At 59.5% G+C, this 17558-nt stretch carries 16 protein-coding genes; 6 read left to right on the top strand and 10 right to left on the bottom strand.

The features are described 5' to 3' along the window. Nucleotides 1-17: 17 nt before the first annotated feature. Both K0P33_RS19770 and cysS read left to right on the top strand, forming a co-directional pair. The gene (locus K0P33_RS19770; RefSeq protein WP_094952913.1) at nt 18-1718 is read left to right on the top strand and encodes a glutamine--tRNA ligase/YqeY domain fusion protein; all 1701 of its coding nucleotides are present in this window, start codon (nt 18-20) and stop codon (nt 1716-1718) included. 21 nt (nt 1719-1739) lie between these two features. Beyond that, entirely contained in the window at nt 1740-3128 is a 1389-nt protein-coding gene (cysS, locus tag K0P33_RS19765; RefSeq protein ID WP_094952912.1) for a cysteine--tRNA ligase, read from the top strand. 200 nt (nt 3129-3328) lie between these two features. On the opposite strand, the gene K0P33_RS19760 is transcribed toward cysS, so the two are convergent. Together K0P33_RS19760 and K0P33_RS19755 are read right to left on the bottom strand one after the other, a co-directional pair. Next, nucleotides 3329-4009: a peptidase E gene (locus K0P33_RS19760; RefSeq protein ID WP_242150687.1), complete on the bottom strand. Its 681-nt coding sequence runs from the start codon at nt 4007-4009 to the stop codon at nt 3329-3331. Nucleotides 4010-4058: 49 nt separating this feature from the next. Beyond that, nucleotides 4059-4601 carry a dihydrofolate reductase family protein gene (locus K0P33_RS19755; RefSeq protein WP_094952910.1) on the bottom strand — a complete coding sequence of 181 codons (543 nt, stop codon included), beginning with the start codon at nt 4599-4601 and terminating at the stop codon, nt 4059-4061. A gap of 239 nt (nt 4602-4840) precedes the next feature. Here K0P33_RS19755 and K0P33_RS19750 point away from each other — a divergent pair, with 239 nt between their 5' ends. After that, entirely contained in the window at nt 4841-5299 is a 459-nt protein-coding gene (locus K0P33_RS19750; protein ID WP_242150683.1) for an HIT family protein, read from the top strand. Nucleotides 5300-5368: 69 nt separating this feature from the next. On the opposite strand, the gene K0P33_RS19745 is transcribed toward K0P33_RS19750, so the two are convergent. Further along, nucleotides 5369-5545: a Type 1 glutamine amidotransferase-like domain-containing protein gene (locus K0P33_RS19745; protein WP_242150680.1), complete on the bottom strand. Its 177-nt coding sequence runs from the start codon at nt 5543-5545 to the stop codon at nt 5369-5371. 462 nt (nt 5546-6007) lie between these two features. On the opposite strand from K0P33_RS19745, the gene K0P33_RS19740 reads away from it, so the two are divergent. Both K0P33_RS19740 and K0P33_RS19735 read left to right on the top strand, forming a co-directional pair. Continuing rightward, the gene (locus K0P33_RS19740) at nt 6008-8818 is read left to right on the top strand and encodes a hypothetical protein (protein ID WP_242150677.1); all 2811 of its coding nucleotides are present in this window, start codon (nt 6008-6010) and stop codon (nt 8816-8818) included. After that, the gene (locus tag K0P33_RS19735) at nt 8819-9568 is read left to right on the top strand and encodes a hypothetical protein (RefSeq protein WP_242150674.1); all 750 of its coding nucleotides are present in this window, start codon (nt 8819-8821) and stop codon (nt 9566-9568) included. It abuts the gene before it with no gap. A gap of 22 nt (nt 9569-9590) precedes the next feature. Here the strand turns inward: K0P33_RS19735 and K0P33_RS19730 are convergent, their stop codons facing one another. The 7 genes from K0P33_RS19730 to K0P33_RS19700 form a co-directional block, all read right to left on the bottom strand. Beyond that, nucleotides 9591-9953 carry a Na+/H+ antiporter subunit G gene (locus K0P33_RS19730; RefSeq protein WP_094952907.1) on the bottom strand — a complete coding sequence of 121 codons (363 nt, stop codon included), beginning with the start codon at nt 9951-9953 and terminating at the stop codon, nt 9591-9593. After that, entirely contained in the window at nt 9950-10228 is a 279-nt protein-coding gene (locus K0P33_RS19725; RefSeq protein WP_094952906.1) for a K+/H+ antiporter subunit F, read from the bottom strand. Before K0P33_RS19725 ends, K0P33_RS19730 begins: the two co-directional genes overlap by 4 nt. After that, on the bottom strand, nt 10225-10713 hold the full coding sequence (locus K0P33_RS19720; RefSeq protein WP_094952905.1) for a Na+/H+ antiporter subunit E: 489 nt from the start codon (nt 10711-10713) through the stop codon (nt 10225-10227). The genes K0P33_RS19725 and K0P33_RS19720 overlap by 4 nt, the downstream gene beginning before the upstream one ends. Beyond that, on the bottom strand, nt 10710-12392 hold the full coding sequence (locus tag K0P33_RS19715; protein WP_094952904.1) for a monovalent cation/H+ antiporter subunit D: 1683 nt from the start codon (nt 12390-12392) through the stop codon (nt 10710-10712). The genes K0P33_RS19720 and K0P33_RS19715 overlap by 4 nt, the downstream gene beginning before the upstream one ends. Next, nucleotides 12389-12733 carry a Na+/H+ antiporter subunit C gene (locus K0P33_RS19710; RefSeq protein ID WP_094952903.1) on the bottom strand — a complete coding sequence of 115 codons (345 nt, stop codon included), beginning with the start codon at nt 12731-12733 and terminating at the stop codon, nt 12389-12391. The genes K0P33_RS19715 and K0P33_RS19710 overlap by 4 nt, the downstream gene beginning before the upstream one ends. After that, complete coding sequence (locus K0P33_RS19705; protein WP_242150671.1) at nt 12733-15654, bottom strand: monovalent cation/H+ antiporter subunit A; 2922 nt, start codon at nt 15652-15654, stop codon at nt 12733-12735. The genes K0P33_RS19710 and K0P33_RS19705 overlap by 1 nt, the downstream gene beginning before the upstream one ends. A gap of 211 nt (nt 15655-15865) precedes the next feature. Then, the gene (locus K0P33_RS19700) at nt 15866-16795 is read right to left on the bottom strand and encodes a DMT family transporter (RefSeq protein WP_242150668.1); all 930 of its coding nucleotides are present in this window, start codon (nt 16793-16795) and stop codon (nt 15866-15868) included. Between the two features lie 92 nt (nt 16796-16887). Between K0P33_RS19700 and K0P33_RS19695 the strand changes: the two genes are divergently transcribed. Beyond that, nucleotides 16888-17451, top strand: a complete 564-nt coding sequence (locus K0P33_RS19695) for an XRE family transcriptional regulator (RefSeq protein ID WP_094953129.1) — start codon at nt 16888-16890, stop codon at nt 17449-17451. Nucleotides 17452-17558 lie beyond the last annotated feature (107 nt).

Here is a 17558-nt window from a genome sequence, read left to right as displayed (position 1 = left end):
GTCTGTTCAAGGATCCTATGAGCAAGCCCACTGTCGACACTACCTCGAATTCCAAGGCCGGACCTGCCGTCCCGGTCAATTTCCTGCGCCCGATCATCCAGGCGGACCTGGATTCGGGCAAGCACACGCAGATCGTCACCCGCTTCCCGCCAGAGCCCAACGGCTACCTGCACATCGGTCACGCCAAGTCGATCTGTGTGAATTTCGGCCTGGCCCAGGAGTTCGGTGGCGTTACGCACCTGCGTTTCGACGACACCAACCCGGCCAAGGAAGACCAGGAATACATCGACGCCATCGAAAGCGACATCAAGTGGCTGGGCTTCGAATGGTCCGGTGAAGTGCGCTATGCGTCCAAGTATTTCGACCAGTTGTTCGACTGGGCAGTGGAGTTGATCAAGGCTGGCAAGGCCTACGTTGACGACCTGAGCCCGGAACAAGCCAAGGAATACCGTGGCAACCTGACTGAGCCTGGCAAGAACAGCCCGTTCCGCGACCGTTCGGTCGAAGAGAACCTGGACTGGTTTGCCCGCATGCGCGCCGGTGAGTTCCCGGATGGCGCCCGTGTACTGCGCGCCAAGATCGACATGGCCTCGCCGAACATGAACCTGCGCGACCCCATCATGTACCGCATCCGCCATGCCCACCACCACCAGACCGGTGACAAGTGGTGCATCTACCCGAACTACGACTTCACCCACGGTCAGTCGGACGCCATCGAAGGCATCACCCACTCGATCTGCACCCTGGAGTTCGAAAGCCATCGCCCGCTGTACGAATGGTTCCTTGACAGCCTGCCGGTACCGGCGCACCCGCGTCAGTACGAATTCAGCCGCCTGAACCTGAACTACACCATCACCAGCAAGCGCAAGCTCAAGCAACTGGTCGATGAAAAACACGTGTTTGGCTGGGACGACCCACGCATGTCGACGCTGTCGGGCTTCCGCCGCCGCGGCTACACCCCGGCGTCGATCCGTAACTTCTGCGACATGGTCGGCACCAACCGTTCCGACGGCGTGGTCGATTTCGGCATGCTCGAGTTCAGCATCCGCCAGGACCTCGACGCGAACGCCCCGCGCGCCATGTGCGTGCTGCGGCCGTTGAAAGTCGTGATCACCAACTACCCGCAAGACAAGGTCGACAACCTCGAATTGCCGCGTCACCCGCAGAAAGAAGAACTCGGCGTGCGCAAGCTGCCGTTCGCGCGTGAAATCTACATCGACCGCGATGACTTCATGGAAGAGCCGCCAAAAGGCTACAAGCGCCTGGAGCCGAATGGCGAAGTGCGCCTGCGCGGCAGCTACGTGATCCGTGCCGATGAAGCAATCAAGGACGCCGATGGCAACATCGTTGAACTGCGCTGCTCGTACGACCCAGAAACATTGGGCAAGAACCCTGAAGGCCGTAAGGTCAAGGGCGTGGTGCACTGGGTGCCGGCCGCTGCCAGCATCGAGTGCGAAGTACGTCTGTACGATCGTCTGTTCCGCTCGCCGAACCCTGAGAAGGCCGAAGACAGCGCCAGCTTCCTGGACAACATCAACCCTGACTCGCTGCAAGTTCTCACAGGTTGTCGTGCCGAGCCATCGCTTGGCGACGCACAGCCGGAAGACCGTTTCCAGTTCGAGCGCGAAGGTTACTTCTGCGCGGATATCAAGGACTCCAAACCTGGTCAGCCGGTATTCAACCGTACCGTGACCTTGCGTGATTCGTGGGGCCAGTGATTAAGTCTTAAGGGATTCAACGTGCTAACGATCTACAACACGCTCAGCAAGACCAAAGAAGTCTTCAAGCCCCTGGATGGCAACAAGGTGCGCATGTACGTGTGCGGCATGACCGTGTACGACTACTGCCACATCGGCCACGGCCGCAGCATGGTTGCCTTCGACCTGGTGACCCGCTGGTTGCGTTTCAGCGGCTATGACTTGACGTATGTGCGCAACATTACCGACATCGACGACAAGATCATCAACCGTGCCAACGAAAACGGCGAGTCGTTCGACGCGCTGACCGAGCGCATGATCGCCGCCATGCATGAGGACGAGGCGCGCCTCAACATCCTCAAGCCGGACATGGAACCGCGCGCCACGGATCATATCCCTGGCATGCACGCGATGATCCAGACCCTGATCGACAAGGGTTACGCCTACGCCCCGGGCAATGGCGACGTGTACTACCGTGTCGCTAAGTTCATGGGCTACGGCAAGCTGTCGCGTAAGAAAATCGAAGACTTGCGCATTGGTGCGCGTATTGAAGTCGACGAAGCCAAGCAAGACCCGCTCGACTTCGTGCTGTGGAAAGGCACCAAGCCCGGCGAGCCGAGCTGGGAGTCGCCATGGGGCGCCGGGCGTCCGGGCTGGCACATCGAATGCTCGGTGATGTCGACCTGCTGCCTGGGTGACACCTTCGACATTCATGGCGGCGGCAGCGACCTCGAGTTCCCGCACCACGAAAACGAAATCGCCCAAAGCGAAGCCGCCACCGGCAAGACCTACGCCAATGCCTGGATGCACTGCGGCATGATCCGCATCAATGGCGAGAAGATGTCCAAGTCCTTGAACAACTTCTTCACCATTCGCGACGTGCTGGAAAAGTACCATCCGGAAGTGGTGCGTTACCTGCTGGTGTCCAGCCACTACCGCAGCGCGATCAACTACTCGGAAGACAACCTCAAGGACGCCAAAGGCGCCCTGGAGCGTTTCTACCATGCGTTGAAAGGCCTGCCGGCCGTGGCGCCTGCGGGCGGTGAAGCGTTCGTTGCGCGGTTTACCCAAGTCATGAACGACGACTTCGGCACACCGGAAGCCTGCGCGGTGCTGTTTGAGATGGTGCGTGAGATCAACCGCTTGCGTGAGACGGATCTCGACGCAGCGGCGGGGCTTGCGGCGCGCTTGAAAGAGCTGGCTAGCGTCTTGGGTGTTCTGCAGATGGAAGCCGATGACTTCCTGCAAGCGGGCGCTGAAGGGCGTGTGGATGCGGCTGAGGTTGATGCGCTGATTCAGGCGCGTTTGGCTGCTCGGGCTAATAAAGATTGGGCGGAGTCCGATCGGGTTCGTGACCAACTGACCGCGATGGGTGTGGTGTTGGAAGACGGCAAGGGTGGGACGACGTGGCGGTTGGCTGATCAAGCCTGATTTACCCGCTGAATAAAAAACGCCCCGACTGGTTCGGGGCGTTTTTTTTGGATCGTTCCCACGCTCTGCGTGGGAATGCCGCCCCGGACGCTTTGTGTCGCGCTTTTAGCGAACGCCTCAAACCCTGAATACGGTGACGCGGAGCGTCACGGGATGCATTCCCACGCGGAGCGTGGGAACGATCAACCGCTTCACTATCGCTATCGGAGTATCAGGTACGCCCCGGACGTGCTGACTTCATAAGCGCTGCCCGCTGCGCCGTCATGGATCGTCTGGTGGTATTTGCCTTCTTTGAAATGCAGAGCAACGCCATCATCTACCGCGTACGCAGGCCGTATACCCTGAAGACGAACAAGCTCGACAAACGATGCTTCCCTTCCTGCCTCTGAGCTGAAGTGGGGACACAACGCTCCAGGAAGTAAGCCCAAACCCTCGACCAGCGCGAAGGCCCCCCCTGAGTCAGAGTGCCCATAGTCAAACCAGCAAATGGCCCCGGCACTGACACCACACAGCACTTTGCCGTCTTCCCACGCCTCCTTAAGAAGCTCTGCAACGCCAAACTCGCGCCAGATAGCCAACATGGCTCGCGTATTCCCACCTGGCACATAAACGATATCGGCCTGTTCAAACAACGACGAAATATGCTCTGCGCTGGGAAACGGCGATATGAAAAACGTCAGCGTGGTGACGGCGCAACCCGCGCCTTCGTATTTGGCGATAAAGTCGGAAATCTTGACCCTGTCATCGCCATTGGCGGTAGAGATGTACAGAGCGGTGGGATGTAATTTGCCCGAAGACGAGACGATCTGTTCGTCAATACGCGTCATGCGCGTCATGTCCTCGGGGGATTCGCCACCCATAACAATGATGTGCTTATCCACGGTGGCCTCCGGTTGTCTTGAGCTGCCCGAATCTGAGCGTCAGGCTGATTCAGGCGACCTGATACGTGCTCTGCACAAACCCATTGTCCGACACATACGTGCCGACATGGCGCAGTTCACGCTCACTGCCGACCTGGCTGAACAAGGGCAGCCCTTGGCCCAACAACACCGGAATACGGGTGATGATCAACTCATCGATCAGGCCTGCTTCAAGAAACGCCTGGATCGTTTGGCCTCCGTCGATATAGAGGTGTTTCATACCGCGCTCGGCTAACTGTTCCACGAGGGTGGTTACGCCCGCTGACATCATCTCAACCTTGCCTCGCACATGCGCAGGCAGCTCGAATGATTGGTGCGAGAGGGCGATGACAGGCGTGCCTTCATAGGGCCATTCCGGGAAGGATAAGACTTTCTCCAGGGTTTTACGGCCCATCACCAGCGCATCGACCGTGGCGATGAAGCTTTCATACGTCACGCCGTTCAGCTGCGCAGCTTCGTACTCCGGCCGGTGCAACCACTCGATGTCACCGTCTGGCCGAGCAATAAAACCGTCGAGGCTTACTGCGATAAAGACGGAGCATTTGATATCCATTAGACGTAGACCTCCTTAAACACATAGTCATTGGCAGCTTTGCACCCACCGACTGTATCCCAAACGCTGCAATACCCGCCAACTGCTCAACCGTCGCACCGCCTTTGCTGGCGATTCATGCCGCTGAGGGGGCTATTTCCTAGGGGCTTGCAGAAAATACATTTGTTTTGACGCCCGCCGAACCATGGTTTTAGATGTCCGCCACGACCAAACTCATGAAGAAACCGGCGGACATCTAAATGGATTGTATTTTTTGCAGCATTGTCCGAAAGACCTCTCCAGCCCACATTCTATGGGAGGACGAACACCACATGGCGTTCCTGTCGATCTTCCCGAACACACCGGGTTTCAGCGTGGTGATCCCCAAACAGCATTACGGCAGCTACGCGTTCGCGCAGTCGGATGCGGTGTTGTCGGCGCTGATCGTGGCCTCCAAGAAGGCGGCGCTGCAGATTGACCGGGCGTTTCCTGACGTGGCACGCACGGGGATGATGCTGGAAGGCTATGGGGTGGATCACTTGCACGCGAAGCTGTTTCCCATGCATGGCACGGGGCAGGACAGTGCGTTCAAGCCTATCAGTTCCAAGGTGGATAAGTTTTTTGAGGCGTATGAGGGTTACATCTCATCCCACGATTTTGTGCGGGCCGATGATGCCGAATTGGCGCAGCTGGCGGCGCATATTCGATCGTTCGGCTGAAGATCATCCAGTGGTATTTGCCATTTTTGAAATGCAAAGCAACGCCATCGTCGACTGCATAGGCGCGCTTTAATCAGAGTGCCCCGCGCCAAGCCAGCAAATGGCTCCGGCACTGACACCACAGAGTACTTTGCCGTTTTCCCACGCTTGCTTAAGAAGACCTGCACAGGCAAAAGGCGAAAGGAAAAACGCCAGCGTGGTGACGGCGTACCCCGTGCCTTCATATTTGGCGATGAAGTCGGACACCTTGATCCTGTCACCACCATTGACTGTAGACCTACAAAAAACGGTGGGCGGTCTTCGGCTGCCTGGATTGTTCAATGGGCGGATCGGAACTTTCTTATAGAGGGTGCGGGATTTTTTTCCTAGTTTGGCTGCAACGGTTCTTAGGACGAGGACACTTTTCAGTGGCTCTGTTGCAGAGGATTGATGATGCCAATTTCCCTTATGCCGTACGCCAAGCCTCAGAGTGGGTACCCATCGACCGCGGATAACTCACCTTCCACATTCGCTCCATCCTCCGAGCCTCCCCAACCTGCAAGCCAAAGCCTGGGCGGCTCCCCGTCGCTTGCACCGACAGACGATCAAAAACGACTGCCCGTGTTCCCGTCCATCGAAACACGTGGAGGCCTGAGATCGCCCGGGCGATTCGGGGAACCTTCTGATGACGCCGACCCTGTCGCTGCCCGGCGCGAGAAACGCGCGATTGTGAGCACGTCTGACAAACCTGCGCGCAACACGCTGGGCATGTGGGCGGGCCCGCACTCTCATTCCGCCGATACCGATAAAACCCTTCAGGCGCAGTTGATTGCGAAGATGGGCAGTGTGTCGGATTCGCTGGTGACCGTGCCCGAGCAGTCTCTGATTTCTCAGCCGTTCGAAATCTACAAGCGCGTGGTGAATCAGCCCGAGGTTTTAGCCTGGCTGAGGAGCAAGGGTTTTTCCCTGGACTCGGTGACTATCGGCAAAAACAGCGTATCGGGCCTTGTTACCCAGAATGGAGTGACCTCTCCTCAGACATTCACCCTGCAAGACACTTCCGGCTGGTGGCAGGTGTCGGCGCGCGTGATGCAAGCGCTTGAGGCGTTAGACCCCAAGCACAAGGGTGTGCCTTATGTGTCTATGAACAGCCAGCAAGTTTCGCGGAATGTGGCGAGCTTGTTTTATGGCGTCAGTGCGCCTTATACCGAGGATCAGGCGAGTGCGCTTGTGACAAGTCTGGTGGCAGGCTGGCCCGCGCTGTCTGCAGCAGAAACACGCAATCACCAACTCAGGTTTGAATGGTCAAAGCGGGGTATCAATGAGCTCGATGATCGAGAAAATCTCGCAGACGCTTTGGAGCGCGCGGCGAAGGGCGTTGCGGACAATGGGCCATTATCGTTAGCGGGTACCGAGTTCGAGGTCTCACGAACAAACCCCTTGAAGAGCGATCAAGAGGCCCGCAGGCGCTTGGCCGAGCTGATGGCACTTCCTGAAATGCAGGGTGTGCTGGCGGAGCTGGGGCAAACATTGCCGGACCAGACGGTTCGTATCAGCGAAGGTCGCCTGCAAGTGCTGCAACTGACCCCAAATCAGTGGCTGGATGTAGCTGTCAGTGATAGTTGGAGCCAGCCGTTGAAAGACGCATTGGCGGCAGTTGTCGTGCTGAGCGAACAGACGGGTAACGCGCTCTACTCAGACGATCGCCACGATCTGCGGCAAGTCGCGAGGTCGATGGGCCTGGATGCACTCGACACAGCAGGGCAGGCTCGCGCCGCTGCCAAATGGTTGCGCACCCAATTCGCCCCGACGACGCCTGTCGGCAATTATGCGAAATTACTTCCTCAGGAGTGGGCTGCGGGCACCTTGTCGGCTAGCGACAAAAGTACGTTGATTTCGTTGGCGACGAATCAGAAGTATGGAGCTAATACGATAGGGATCGAATTGGGTCGTCGGATCGTGACTCAAGTCGACCCGCAGGAAGCAGCAGCCAAGGCAGACCAGATCTGGGACGAATTACTCAACACCCCGCAGGCCCAGCAGTGGGGGCGGGAACTCGCCCAGGCGTTGGGTTGGTATAAGGGGGAGGGTGATGACGATATGGATGCCGCGGAGCGAAAAAGTCTGCTGACCTCCGCCATCATGCTCAGTGTTGACCCTAATGTTCCCGCTGCCCCAGGAAGTGCCGCCGGTTATCAATTTTACACCCCGGCCAATATGGGCCGTGAGATGGGGGCTGTACGCAAAGACTTTGAAAAACACTTGATCGAGAAAAAAGGCGTGAGCGTACGTGCTGCGCCGTTGGTGGCTCATCTGTTCCTGGCACACGCCGCACCTGAGTTTCTGGTGAAACCGGACCAGCAGGCGTCAGCAAAACTCCCTGTGCCGCTACTTCAGTCTCCAGAAAAAATACGTATAGGCAGCCCGGCGTGGATGACGGTTAGCCTGGGCAGTGCATTGGCCGACGTGTGGGGCGGCGCTGGAGCCAGTCGCGGCATGAGCCTGAATGAGCTTGGAGCACTGACCACCCAGGAGGCCGTTCTGCCGCAACAACAAGCTCTGGCTATAGCGCTTGGTGCTAAGCGGGTGCTCGATGTGGGGGTCATGACCGGTACTGTGCCCCGACGCAGCGACGGTAACTATACGCCCGGCGATTACCAGTTGGCGTCTGACGGCATTACTCGTCGTTCCGAGGCGGTCGAGCAATCCGTGGTCACCCTGGGGACTGCACCGCCCACCCGTAGCAGTCTGGCAATCAAGGCGCTGAAACGGGCGTTTCCTGAGTTGACTGACAGTGAGATAGAAACTGTCGAAGTGAAGAAGCCCCCAACTAAATACAGCCTCTCAGGTGTCGGCACAAATACTAAGTGGCTCACGTTGGTTGAGGCGTATGCAACGGGGGAACTGCATGAAAGTTGGCTTTCCTTCACCCATCCTCGGATTACACAAGCGCAATTTGACGCCCGCATAAAGACACTTGAGCCTATTGCCGGTCAGGTCGGGGGCGCAGTCAATCAATATCTAAGCGATGTCAAGGGAGCGATGCCCTCGCTTATGAAGATGACTCTTGCAGACTTACCTCTGGACGTTCGGCAGGCTATTGAGTGGGGGGATGTTCAGGTCTATAGGCTGCGTCGGGAAACCGGAGAGACGCAGAGCCAAGACGCTAACAAGGGAAATAAAGTAGCCCAGAATCGGGGGTGGTACGGGGTGCTGCTGCGGATCAAATACGAGGGAAAAACTCGGACGCTTGAGTATTTCCCAACGTCCGGGACGATTATTGATCGCACGGCCAGTTTGGCGGGAAAAAAATTGGACCTGAATGGGGGTGTCATTGAAGAAGATACCGTGTCCGCCTGGCGAAGTGGTACGAAGACACTTCGGTATTTGCGGGGCACTCAACAACCTTTTGATTTCAACGCACACCACACGGGGGAGGCCCCTCGTGACAAATACTCGTCGAAGGTCATCATTTCCAAAGTAGGGGTTTCCCTGGCAGGGTCGGCTTTGAAAGGGGCTGGTGACAACCGCAATGAGTGAGTGCCTGACACCTTTGGCTCCGCCAAAAGCCAGGCGATTATCGACGTTATACTTTCGGGTAATTACATAGGCAACTATAGCGGGCATCGCCAGGCACTCATTGATCATGCAAATGCAGTGCTGCCCAGTGAAGATAACGTCCGGGGCTACGTCAATCGTCTAATGAACAAAGAAAATGGTCGCGCGCTGGTGTCGATGATTTCGTTCATCGGCCCGTTGGTTGACATCTATGAGGGCAACATTAAGGACGGCTTGAAAGGCTTGGCAATTGATACGTTGCTGTTTATTGGCGCGGGAGGTTTACAGGCCGCCCGCAAAGCATGGAAGGCGATCAAGTTTGCATCACGCCTGAACAAGCAGGCATTTCGTGTCTCTGTTATTCAGGAAGGCACTGCATTGCTGCGTGGGATATTTAATCCGGGTGAAGGCTTCTTTGGTCTGCCGAACCACCCGAGTCGACTTGGAAATTTTCTAAGGCGTTCGCACAAGGGCGTTCCCGTCAGGATCGGGATGGGGGTGTTCGTACCTGTTGATCTTTTCGCAAAGGCTCGCTTTGCCAAGGATGCTGCTCCCACCGTATCCGAGATGCTCAAAAAGGCGAATGCCAAGCCTATGACGCCTGTAGAGGGCACGGTTAACGAGGTAACGCTGAAGGCTATCAAGGAGCAGGAAAAATGGTATGCGATCGATCCCGACAGCGGTTTGCCAGGCGGCTCGCCCCTGCCAGGCTTTACCCCTAAAACCCCTTAGTGCCGGCGGGCCGATGGAGTCGCTAGGCTGATTTTGATACGTCTTCAGCTCGGCGACTACTCACCTCGGCGGGTACGTCATCACCCGCCATACGCTTGCGAAACAGCCCCGTGCGCGCCAGCAGCAAGGTGGTCACCGGCACGGTGATCGCCAACAAAATCGGAATCAACCACCCGTGCAGCACCGGCGCGGACTTGAGCACCGAAAAGTAGATAATCGACGCCAGCGCCACACACCACGCGCCCAGCGTCGAGGCCAATGCCGGTGGGTGCATACGTTGGAAAAAGTCCTTCATGCGCAACAACCCAATCGCGCCGATCAGCGCAAACAGGCTGCTCAGCACCAGCAGCACCGCCACGATTACTTCAACCCATATCGGCATCATTCAATCACCTCGCCACGCAGCAGGAATTTCGCCAGGGCGAACGACCCGACAAAGCCAAACAGCGCAATCAGCAGCGCCGCTTCAAAGTAGGTGTCACTGGCGTAGCGAATGCCGAGCACCAGCATCATCAGCATCGCCAGGATGTACAGGTAGTCCAGCGCCAGTACCCGGTCCTGGGCCGAGGGGCCTTTGAACAGGCGCACCAGGGTCAGCGCCATCGCCAAGGAGAACAGGAACAGGCTGACCAGAATCGCATTGGAGAGCAGGGCGCTCATTCGAAGATCTCCATCAGGGGCCGTTCGTAGGCGTGTTTGAAGTGCTGGATAAACTGCGCTTCATCATCCAGGTCGAACACGTGGATCAGTAAAACACTGCGGTCCAGCGCCAGTTCCGACCAGACGGTGCCAGGCGTCACGCTGGTGATCATCGAGAGCACGGCCAGGCCATTGGCATTGCGCAGGTCCAGCGGGATCTTGATAAAGCGCGAGCGCGGTGCTCGTGAGCCGCACGTGAGCACGCCCCAGGCCACTTTCAGGTTGGAGATGATCACGTCGTGACCCACCAGGAAAAACAGGCGGATGATCACGCCAGGGCGGCGGATGCGAATCGGCAGCGGGCGCAGCGGCGCCATCAGCAGCGGCGCGAGAAAGCCCAGCAATGCGCCCAGCAGCAGGTTGCCGGGGCTGACCGACACGTTCAGTACCAGCCACAACAGCCACAACGCCAGCGACAGCCACGGGGCAGGGAGCAGACGCTTCATGGCTGCACCTCCAGGGCGGCGGCCTTGGCTTCAGGGCTCGGAATCGGGCGCGTCGCCATCACGGCCATCACGTAGTGTTCCGGGTTGTTCAGGCTATCGGCGGTGGCCTGGGTGTAGCGCATCAACGGTTCGGCCTTGAAGGTCAGCAGGATGCTCAGGCCGAGCAGGAAGAAGATCGGCAGGCACTCATAGCGGCGCAGCAGCGGCGAGGGGCGCTCTTCCGGGGTCCAGAAGCGCTGGATGCCCAAGCGTGCGAAGGCGATCAACGAGGCCAGGCCCGACAGAATCAGCAACGCCACCAAGCCCCAGGCAGCTGGGCGGATTGGCTCATCCACTGCGTTGCCCAGGCCCATAGGGTTAACCAGCGCACTTAGCAGGCTGAGCTTGCCGATAAACCCGGACAGCGGCGGCATGCCGATGATCAGCAGTGCACAGGCGACAAAGCTCAAGCCGAGGAAGGCCATGGTCCAGGGAATGACTTGGCCGACCACGGCTTTCTGCTCATCGTCCAGGTTCACGCCGGGACGCGGATGCAGGGATTCCATGGCTTTGGGCAGCGCATCGATTTCTTCATCCAGTGGCAGGTCATTGGCCGAACGCGAACGTTCGATCAATTCCGCCAGCAGGAACAGCGCGCTCAAGGCCAGCGTCGAGCTGACCAGATAGAACAACGCGCCGGCGGTCAGGCTGGGCTGGGCAAAACCCACAGCCGACAGCAGGATCCCGGCCGACACCAGAATGCTCAAACTCGCCATGCGTTCCAGCCGCTGCGCCGCCAGCATTGCCAGCGCCGCGCAGATGATAGTCGCCATGCCGCCGTACACCAGCCAGTCGCCGCCGAACAGCGCTGAGGCACCGGCCTGGCCGGAGAACAACAGGGTCCACAGGCGCAGCACGGTGTACACGCCGACTTTGGTCATGATCGCAAACATCGCCGCCACCGGCGCACTGGCCGAGGAATAGGCGGGCGCCAGCCAGAAGTTCAGCGGCCACATGCCGGCTTTGGCCAGAAAGGCTGTCGCCAGGATTGCCGCGCCTGCGTGCAACAGGCCGCGATCGGCTTCCGGCACCAGCGGGATTTTCAGCGCCAGGTCAGCAAAGTTCAGCGTGCCGGTGACCCCGTAGATCATCGCTGCGCCAATCAGGAACAGCGACGACGCCAGCAGGTTGATGGCGATGTAATGCAGCCCCGACGACACCCGCGCACGGCCCGAGCCGTGCAGCATCAAACCGTAGGACGCCGCCAGCAGCACCTCGAAGAACACGAACAGGTTGAACAGGTCTGCGGTGAGAAAAGCACCGTACAGGCCCATCATCTGGATCTGGAACAATGCATGGAAGCTGGTGCCCGCTCGGTCCCAGCGGGCCATGGCGAACAGCAGCGCACTCACGCCGATGATCCCGGTGAGCACCAGCATCATCGAAGACAGTTGGTCCACCACCAGCACAATACCGAACGGCACCTGCCAGTTGCCCGGCAGGTACACGCCAATCGAGCCGGGGCCGCCTTGCTGCGTCAAGTACAGCAGCAGGATAGCGATGCCCAGGCCGACGACGCTGGAGAACAGATTGATTTTGGCCTTCAGCGGGCGGCGTTTCTCGCCGAGCATCAGCATCAGCGCGGCGGTCAGCAACGGCAGCAGGATCGGCGCGACGATCAGTTGATTCATCCACGTCATTCCTTGGGCTCCCGGCCGTCTACATGGTCAGTGCCGGTCAGGCCCCGGGAGGCCAGCAGCACCACCAGGAACAACGCGGTCATGGCGAAGCTGATCACAATGGCCGTCAGCACCAGGGCCTGGGGCAGCGGATCGGTGTAGTGGAGCAGGTCTTGCGGCACGCCGTTCTTGATGATCGGTTCCTTGCCGATAAACAGGCTGCCCATGCTGAAAATGAACAGGTTGACCCCATACGACAGCAGGCACAGGCCCATCACCACTTGGAACGTCCGTGGCCGCAGGATCAACCAGACGCCGGAGGCCGCCAGGACCCCAATGGCAATTGCAATGACTTCTTCCATCAGGCGGCTCCTTCCGTTGCGGCAACCACTTTGGCCTGGTTGCTCGGTTTGTGGGCCCGCACGGATTGGTGACCGAGGGCGGTGAGCATCAGCAGCGTGGAACCGACGACCATGGCGTACACGCCGACGTCGAAGAACAACGCGCTGGCGACGTGGATGTCGCCGAGCACCGGCACGCTGAAATGCCAGGTGTGGGTGGTAAGGAACGGGTAACCGGCAAACAACGCGCCGAGCCCGGTGAGCGTTGCCGAGAGCAGGCCGAAGCCCATCCAGCGCATCGGGCGCAGGCTCATCTGCGCTTCTACCCACTGGGTACCGGCAACCATGTATTGCAGGATGAACGCCACTGACATCACCAGGCCTGCGACGAAACCGCCGCCCGGTTGGTTGTGGCCGCGCATGAACAGGTAGAACGACACCACCAGCGCGATCGGCAGCAGCAGGCGTACCAGCACCGCTGGCACCATCATGAAGCCCAGGGCCGTATCGCTGGCATGGCGTGGGTTGACCAGGTCGGTGGCCACGTCCGGCGCCAATTGGCGCTGTTGTGCAGGCAATTGCATGCTTTCTTTCGATGGTCGGAAGCGCCGCAGCAGCGCGTACACCGTCAGTGCCACGGCGCCGAGCACGGTGATTTCGCCGAGGGTGTCGAAACCGCGGAAGTCCACAAGCATCACATTCACCACATTGCTGCCGCCGCCTTCGGGCAGGGCGCGGCTCAGGTAGAACGAGGAAATGTCGTTGGGCGTCTGGCGCGTCAGCATCGCGTAGGACAGCAGCGCCATGCCGCCGCCCACTACGGTGGACAGCAGGAAGTCACGCAGGCGACGAATGCGCGCCTTGCGCAGCGAGCTGGGCAGTGGCGAGACTTCTTCGATCCGCCGTGGCAGCCAGCGCAGGCCCAGCAGGATCAGCACGGTGGTCACCACTTCAACCACCAATTGCGTCAGCGCCAGGTCCGGCGCCGAGAACCACACGAAGGTGATGCAGGTCATCATGCCGCACACGCTGACCATGGTCAGGGCCGCCAGCCGGTGATACTTGGCTTGCCACGCGGCGCCGAGAGCGCAGGCGATCGCCAGCAGCCACAGGGTGACGAACACGATGGAACCCGGGATCTTCGGCCGGTCGCCCCAACTGATGCCGCTGTTGAGCATCGGGATCAAGCCGGCGACCACCGCCGCCAGCACCAGCAGGAACAGCTGGGTCTGCAGGCGCTTGGTGTTGATGCGTTTCTCGATCTTGCGCGCGCCACGCATCATCACCACCAGGCAGCGCTCGAACATGCGCTTGCCGTTGAAGTAACTGATGATCGGCGGATATTTGAAGCGGCCACGCTTGAGTTGCTTGCGCAGCAGCAGGTAGAGCACCACGCCACCGGACATGGCCACCAGGCTCATGATCATCGGCGCGTTCCAGCCGTGCCAAATCGCCAGGCTGTACTCGGGCAGTACGCCGCCCACCACCGGCAGCGCGGCGGCGGCGAGGATCGAACCGACCACCTGGGCCGGGAAGATGCCCACCAGCAGGCAGGTGAATACCAGCAACTCAACCGGTGCACGCATCCAGCGCGGCGGTTCGTGGGGTGTGTGGGGCAGGTCGGTCGCGGGCGGGCCGAAGAATACATCGACCGTGAAGCGCAAGGCGTAGGCCACGCTGAAAGTACCGGCGATGGTCGCAATGGCCGGCAGGGCGATTTCCACCCAGGCGGTCGACGAGATAAATACGGTTTCGGCGAAGAACATCTCTTTGGACAGGAAGCCGTTGAGCAACGGCACGCCAGCCATCGACGCACTGGCCACCATCGCCAGTGTCGCGGTAAACGGGATCAGCCGCACCAAGCCACTGAGCTTGCGGATATCACGGGTGCCGCTTTCGTGGTCGATGATGCCCGCGGCCATGAACAGCGAGGCCTTGAACGTGGCGTGGTTGAGAATATGGAATACCGCAGCGACGGCGGCCAGTGGGCTGTTGAGGCCCAGCAGCAAGGTGATCAGCCCGAGGTGGCTGATAGTGGAGTAGGCCAGCAGGCCCTTGAGATCATTTTGGAACATAGCGCAGTAAGCGCCGAGGAGGAGGGTGATCGCGCCGGCACCGCCGACGATCCAGAACCATTCTTCGCTGCCGGACAGCGACGGCCACAGGCGGGCCAGCAGGAACACGCCGGCCTTCACCATCGTCGCCGAGTGCAGGTAGGCTGAAACCGGGGTCGGCGCCGCCATCGCGTGGGGCAGCCAGAAGTGGAACGGGAACTGTGCACTTTTGCTCAAGGCGCCGATCAGCACCAGGGCCAGCATGACCGGGTACAGCGAGTGCGCGCGAATCTGGTCGCCCGCCGCCAGCACCTGGTCCAGGTCGTAGCTGCCGACGATATGCCCCAGCAGCATCACGCCCGCCAGCAGGCATAGGCCGCCCGCACCGGTGACCATCAGCGCCATATAGGCACCGCGCCTGGCATCGGCGCGATGGTGCCAATAGCCGATCAACAGGAACGAGAACAGGCTGGTCAGTTCCCAGAAGAACACGATCTGGATCAGGTTGCCGGAAATCACCAGCCCGAGCATGGCGCCCATGAAGGCCAGGAAAAACGCGAAGAAACGCGGCACCGGGTCGTCCGGCGACATGTAGTAACGCGCGTACAGCGACACCAGCGTGCCGATGCCCAGCACCAGCATCGAGAACAGCCAGGCAAAACCATCCATGCGCAACACGAAGTTCAGCCAAAGGCTGGGCAACCACATGAATTCTTCGCGGATCACGCCACCGTGGGCGATCTGGGGGTAGAGCAGGGCGACTTGAATGGTGCCGACCAGAGCTACAAGGCCGGCCAACAGGGATTCGGTGTTACGTGCATTGTGCGGCAGCAAGGCCGCCAGACAGCTGCCAATAAAAGGCAGAAGCAGTAGAACTATCAGGGACATAGGCTTCTAATCTGCGGGAGTTTGGGATGCATCATACGTGCCGCTTTCTCGATCACCAAACGGCAAGATGTGGCAGGATCCTACAAAGTAGGCTGAAAACCCCGATTTAGCATTGTTTCAGGTGAACCCATTCCAGCCAGCGACACCCCACACTGTGGGAGTCGGGCTTGCCCGCGATGGCGATCTGACAGCCATCGCCAGCAGTCTGACCTTACCCTTGCTGTTCCTGTTCCCTCTCAGCTTGCAGTTCGAGCGCCTTCTGCCCCTTCGTTTTCAATTCACTCACAATCACCGCCGCCACAATCAGCGCGGCCCCGACCATCGCGATCGGCGGGAAGCGCTCCCCGGCAATCCGCCCAACTACACCGGCCCACACCGGCTCACCGGCATAGATCAAGGTGGCACGTGTCGGTGAAACACTCTGCTGCGCCCAGTTCATCGCGACCTGGATCACCGCACTGGTCAAGCCCAGGCCCACTGCGCTGAACAGCAGAAGCCAGGAGAAACCCGGCAAGGCTTCACCCATCGGCACCACCATCAGGAACGACAGCAACGACGCCGTGGCCAGTTGCACCACGGTCACCCGGCGCACATCCACCTGCCCGGCAAACGCGCTGATCAGGATGATCTCGGCAGCCACCGCCACCGCACAGATCAGCGTGGCGATTTCGCCGGGGCTGAAGCTCAGCGATGCGCCGGCCGGGCCAGTGAGCAGCATCAACCCGGTAAACGCCAGCATGATGCCGATGGCCGGCATCAGCCCTGGGCGACGGCCCAGCACCAGCCACTGCAACAGCGGTACACAGGGCACATACAGCGCCGTGATAAACGCCGATTGGCTGCTCGGAATCGTCTGCAGGCCGATGGTCTGCATGCCGTAGCCGAACATGATCGAGGTGCCGATGAAAGCGCCCGCCTTCAATTCAAACAGGGTCAGGTCGCGCAGGGTACGCAAGGAAAAGAACCCAACCACAATCGCCGCCGCCGCAAACCGCAGGCCCACGAAGAACATCGGCCCACTGACGGTCAGCGCATGTTGCACCAGCAAAAAGGTGCCGCCCCAAATCATGGTGATCACCACCAGAATGCATTCGGCTTTGCTGAAACGGTTGAAACGTGAGGGCGTGTTCGGGGCTGTCATGGCGGCTCGGTCTTGCAAGGGAAAGGCACGGACCGCACAATGCGCCGCACGCTGGGCAGTATACTGCGCACACCTACCTCATGAGCAATATAGTGCACAAAGAAAATCCACAACGGGCATCGGTCCTGCAACACGTCAGCCAGAACGTCCGTCGTCTGCGGCATGCTGCCGACATGAGCCAGACCGCGCTATCGGAAAAGTCCGGGGTCAGTCGGCGCATGCTGGTGGCCATCGAAGCCGGGGAGAAGAACGTCAGCCTGTCGACGCTGGACCGCGTGGCCGAGGCATTGGACGTGGCCTTCAGCGACCTGATCCAGGCCCCCGATGCGCTCGACCATAGCCGCATCAACGAGCTGGCTTGGGCCGGTGACATCCCCGGCAGTAAAGCCGTGTTGCTGGCCAAGGCCACCGCTCGACGCGAAGTGGAATTGTGGGAGATGCGCCTGGAGCCGGGTGACCGCTACAGCCCGGAACCCGACCCGGACGGCTGGAGCGTGCAGCTGTTTGTGTTCGAAGGCCGCCTGACCCTGATCCTTGATGACGAAGAAAAACACGTCGCCGCCGGTGAGTTTTATATGTTCGCCAGTCGCCAGGCCCATGCCTATCGCAATGAGGGTGAGGTGGCGGTGCGCTTTGTGCGCAATGTGGTGATCTAACTGTTTACCCGGCAACAGTGGATGGACACTTTGCTGCTTTGAAGCGCGCCAAATAGCCTTATTTATTCAGCAACCTGCTGATTTTATTGGCGATTAAATTCAGGCAC

The organism is Pseudomonas sp. ArH3a (assembly GCF_022648765.1).
Lineage (GTDB): Bacteria > Pseudomonadota > Gammaproteobacteria > Pseudomonadales > Pseudomonadaceae > Aquipseudomonas.
This window is presented reverse-complemented; position numbering and strand designations above follow the sequence as displayed.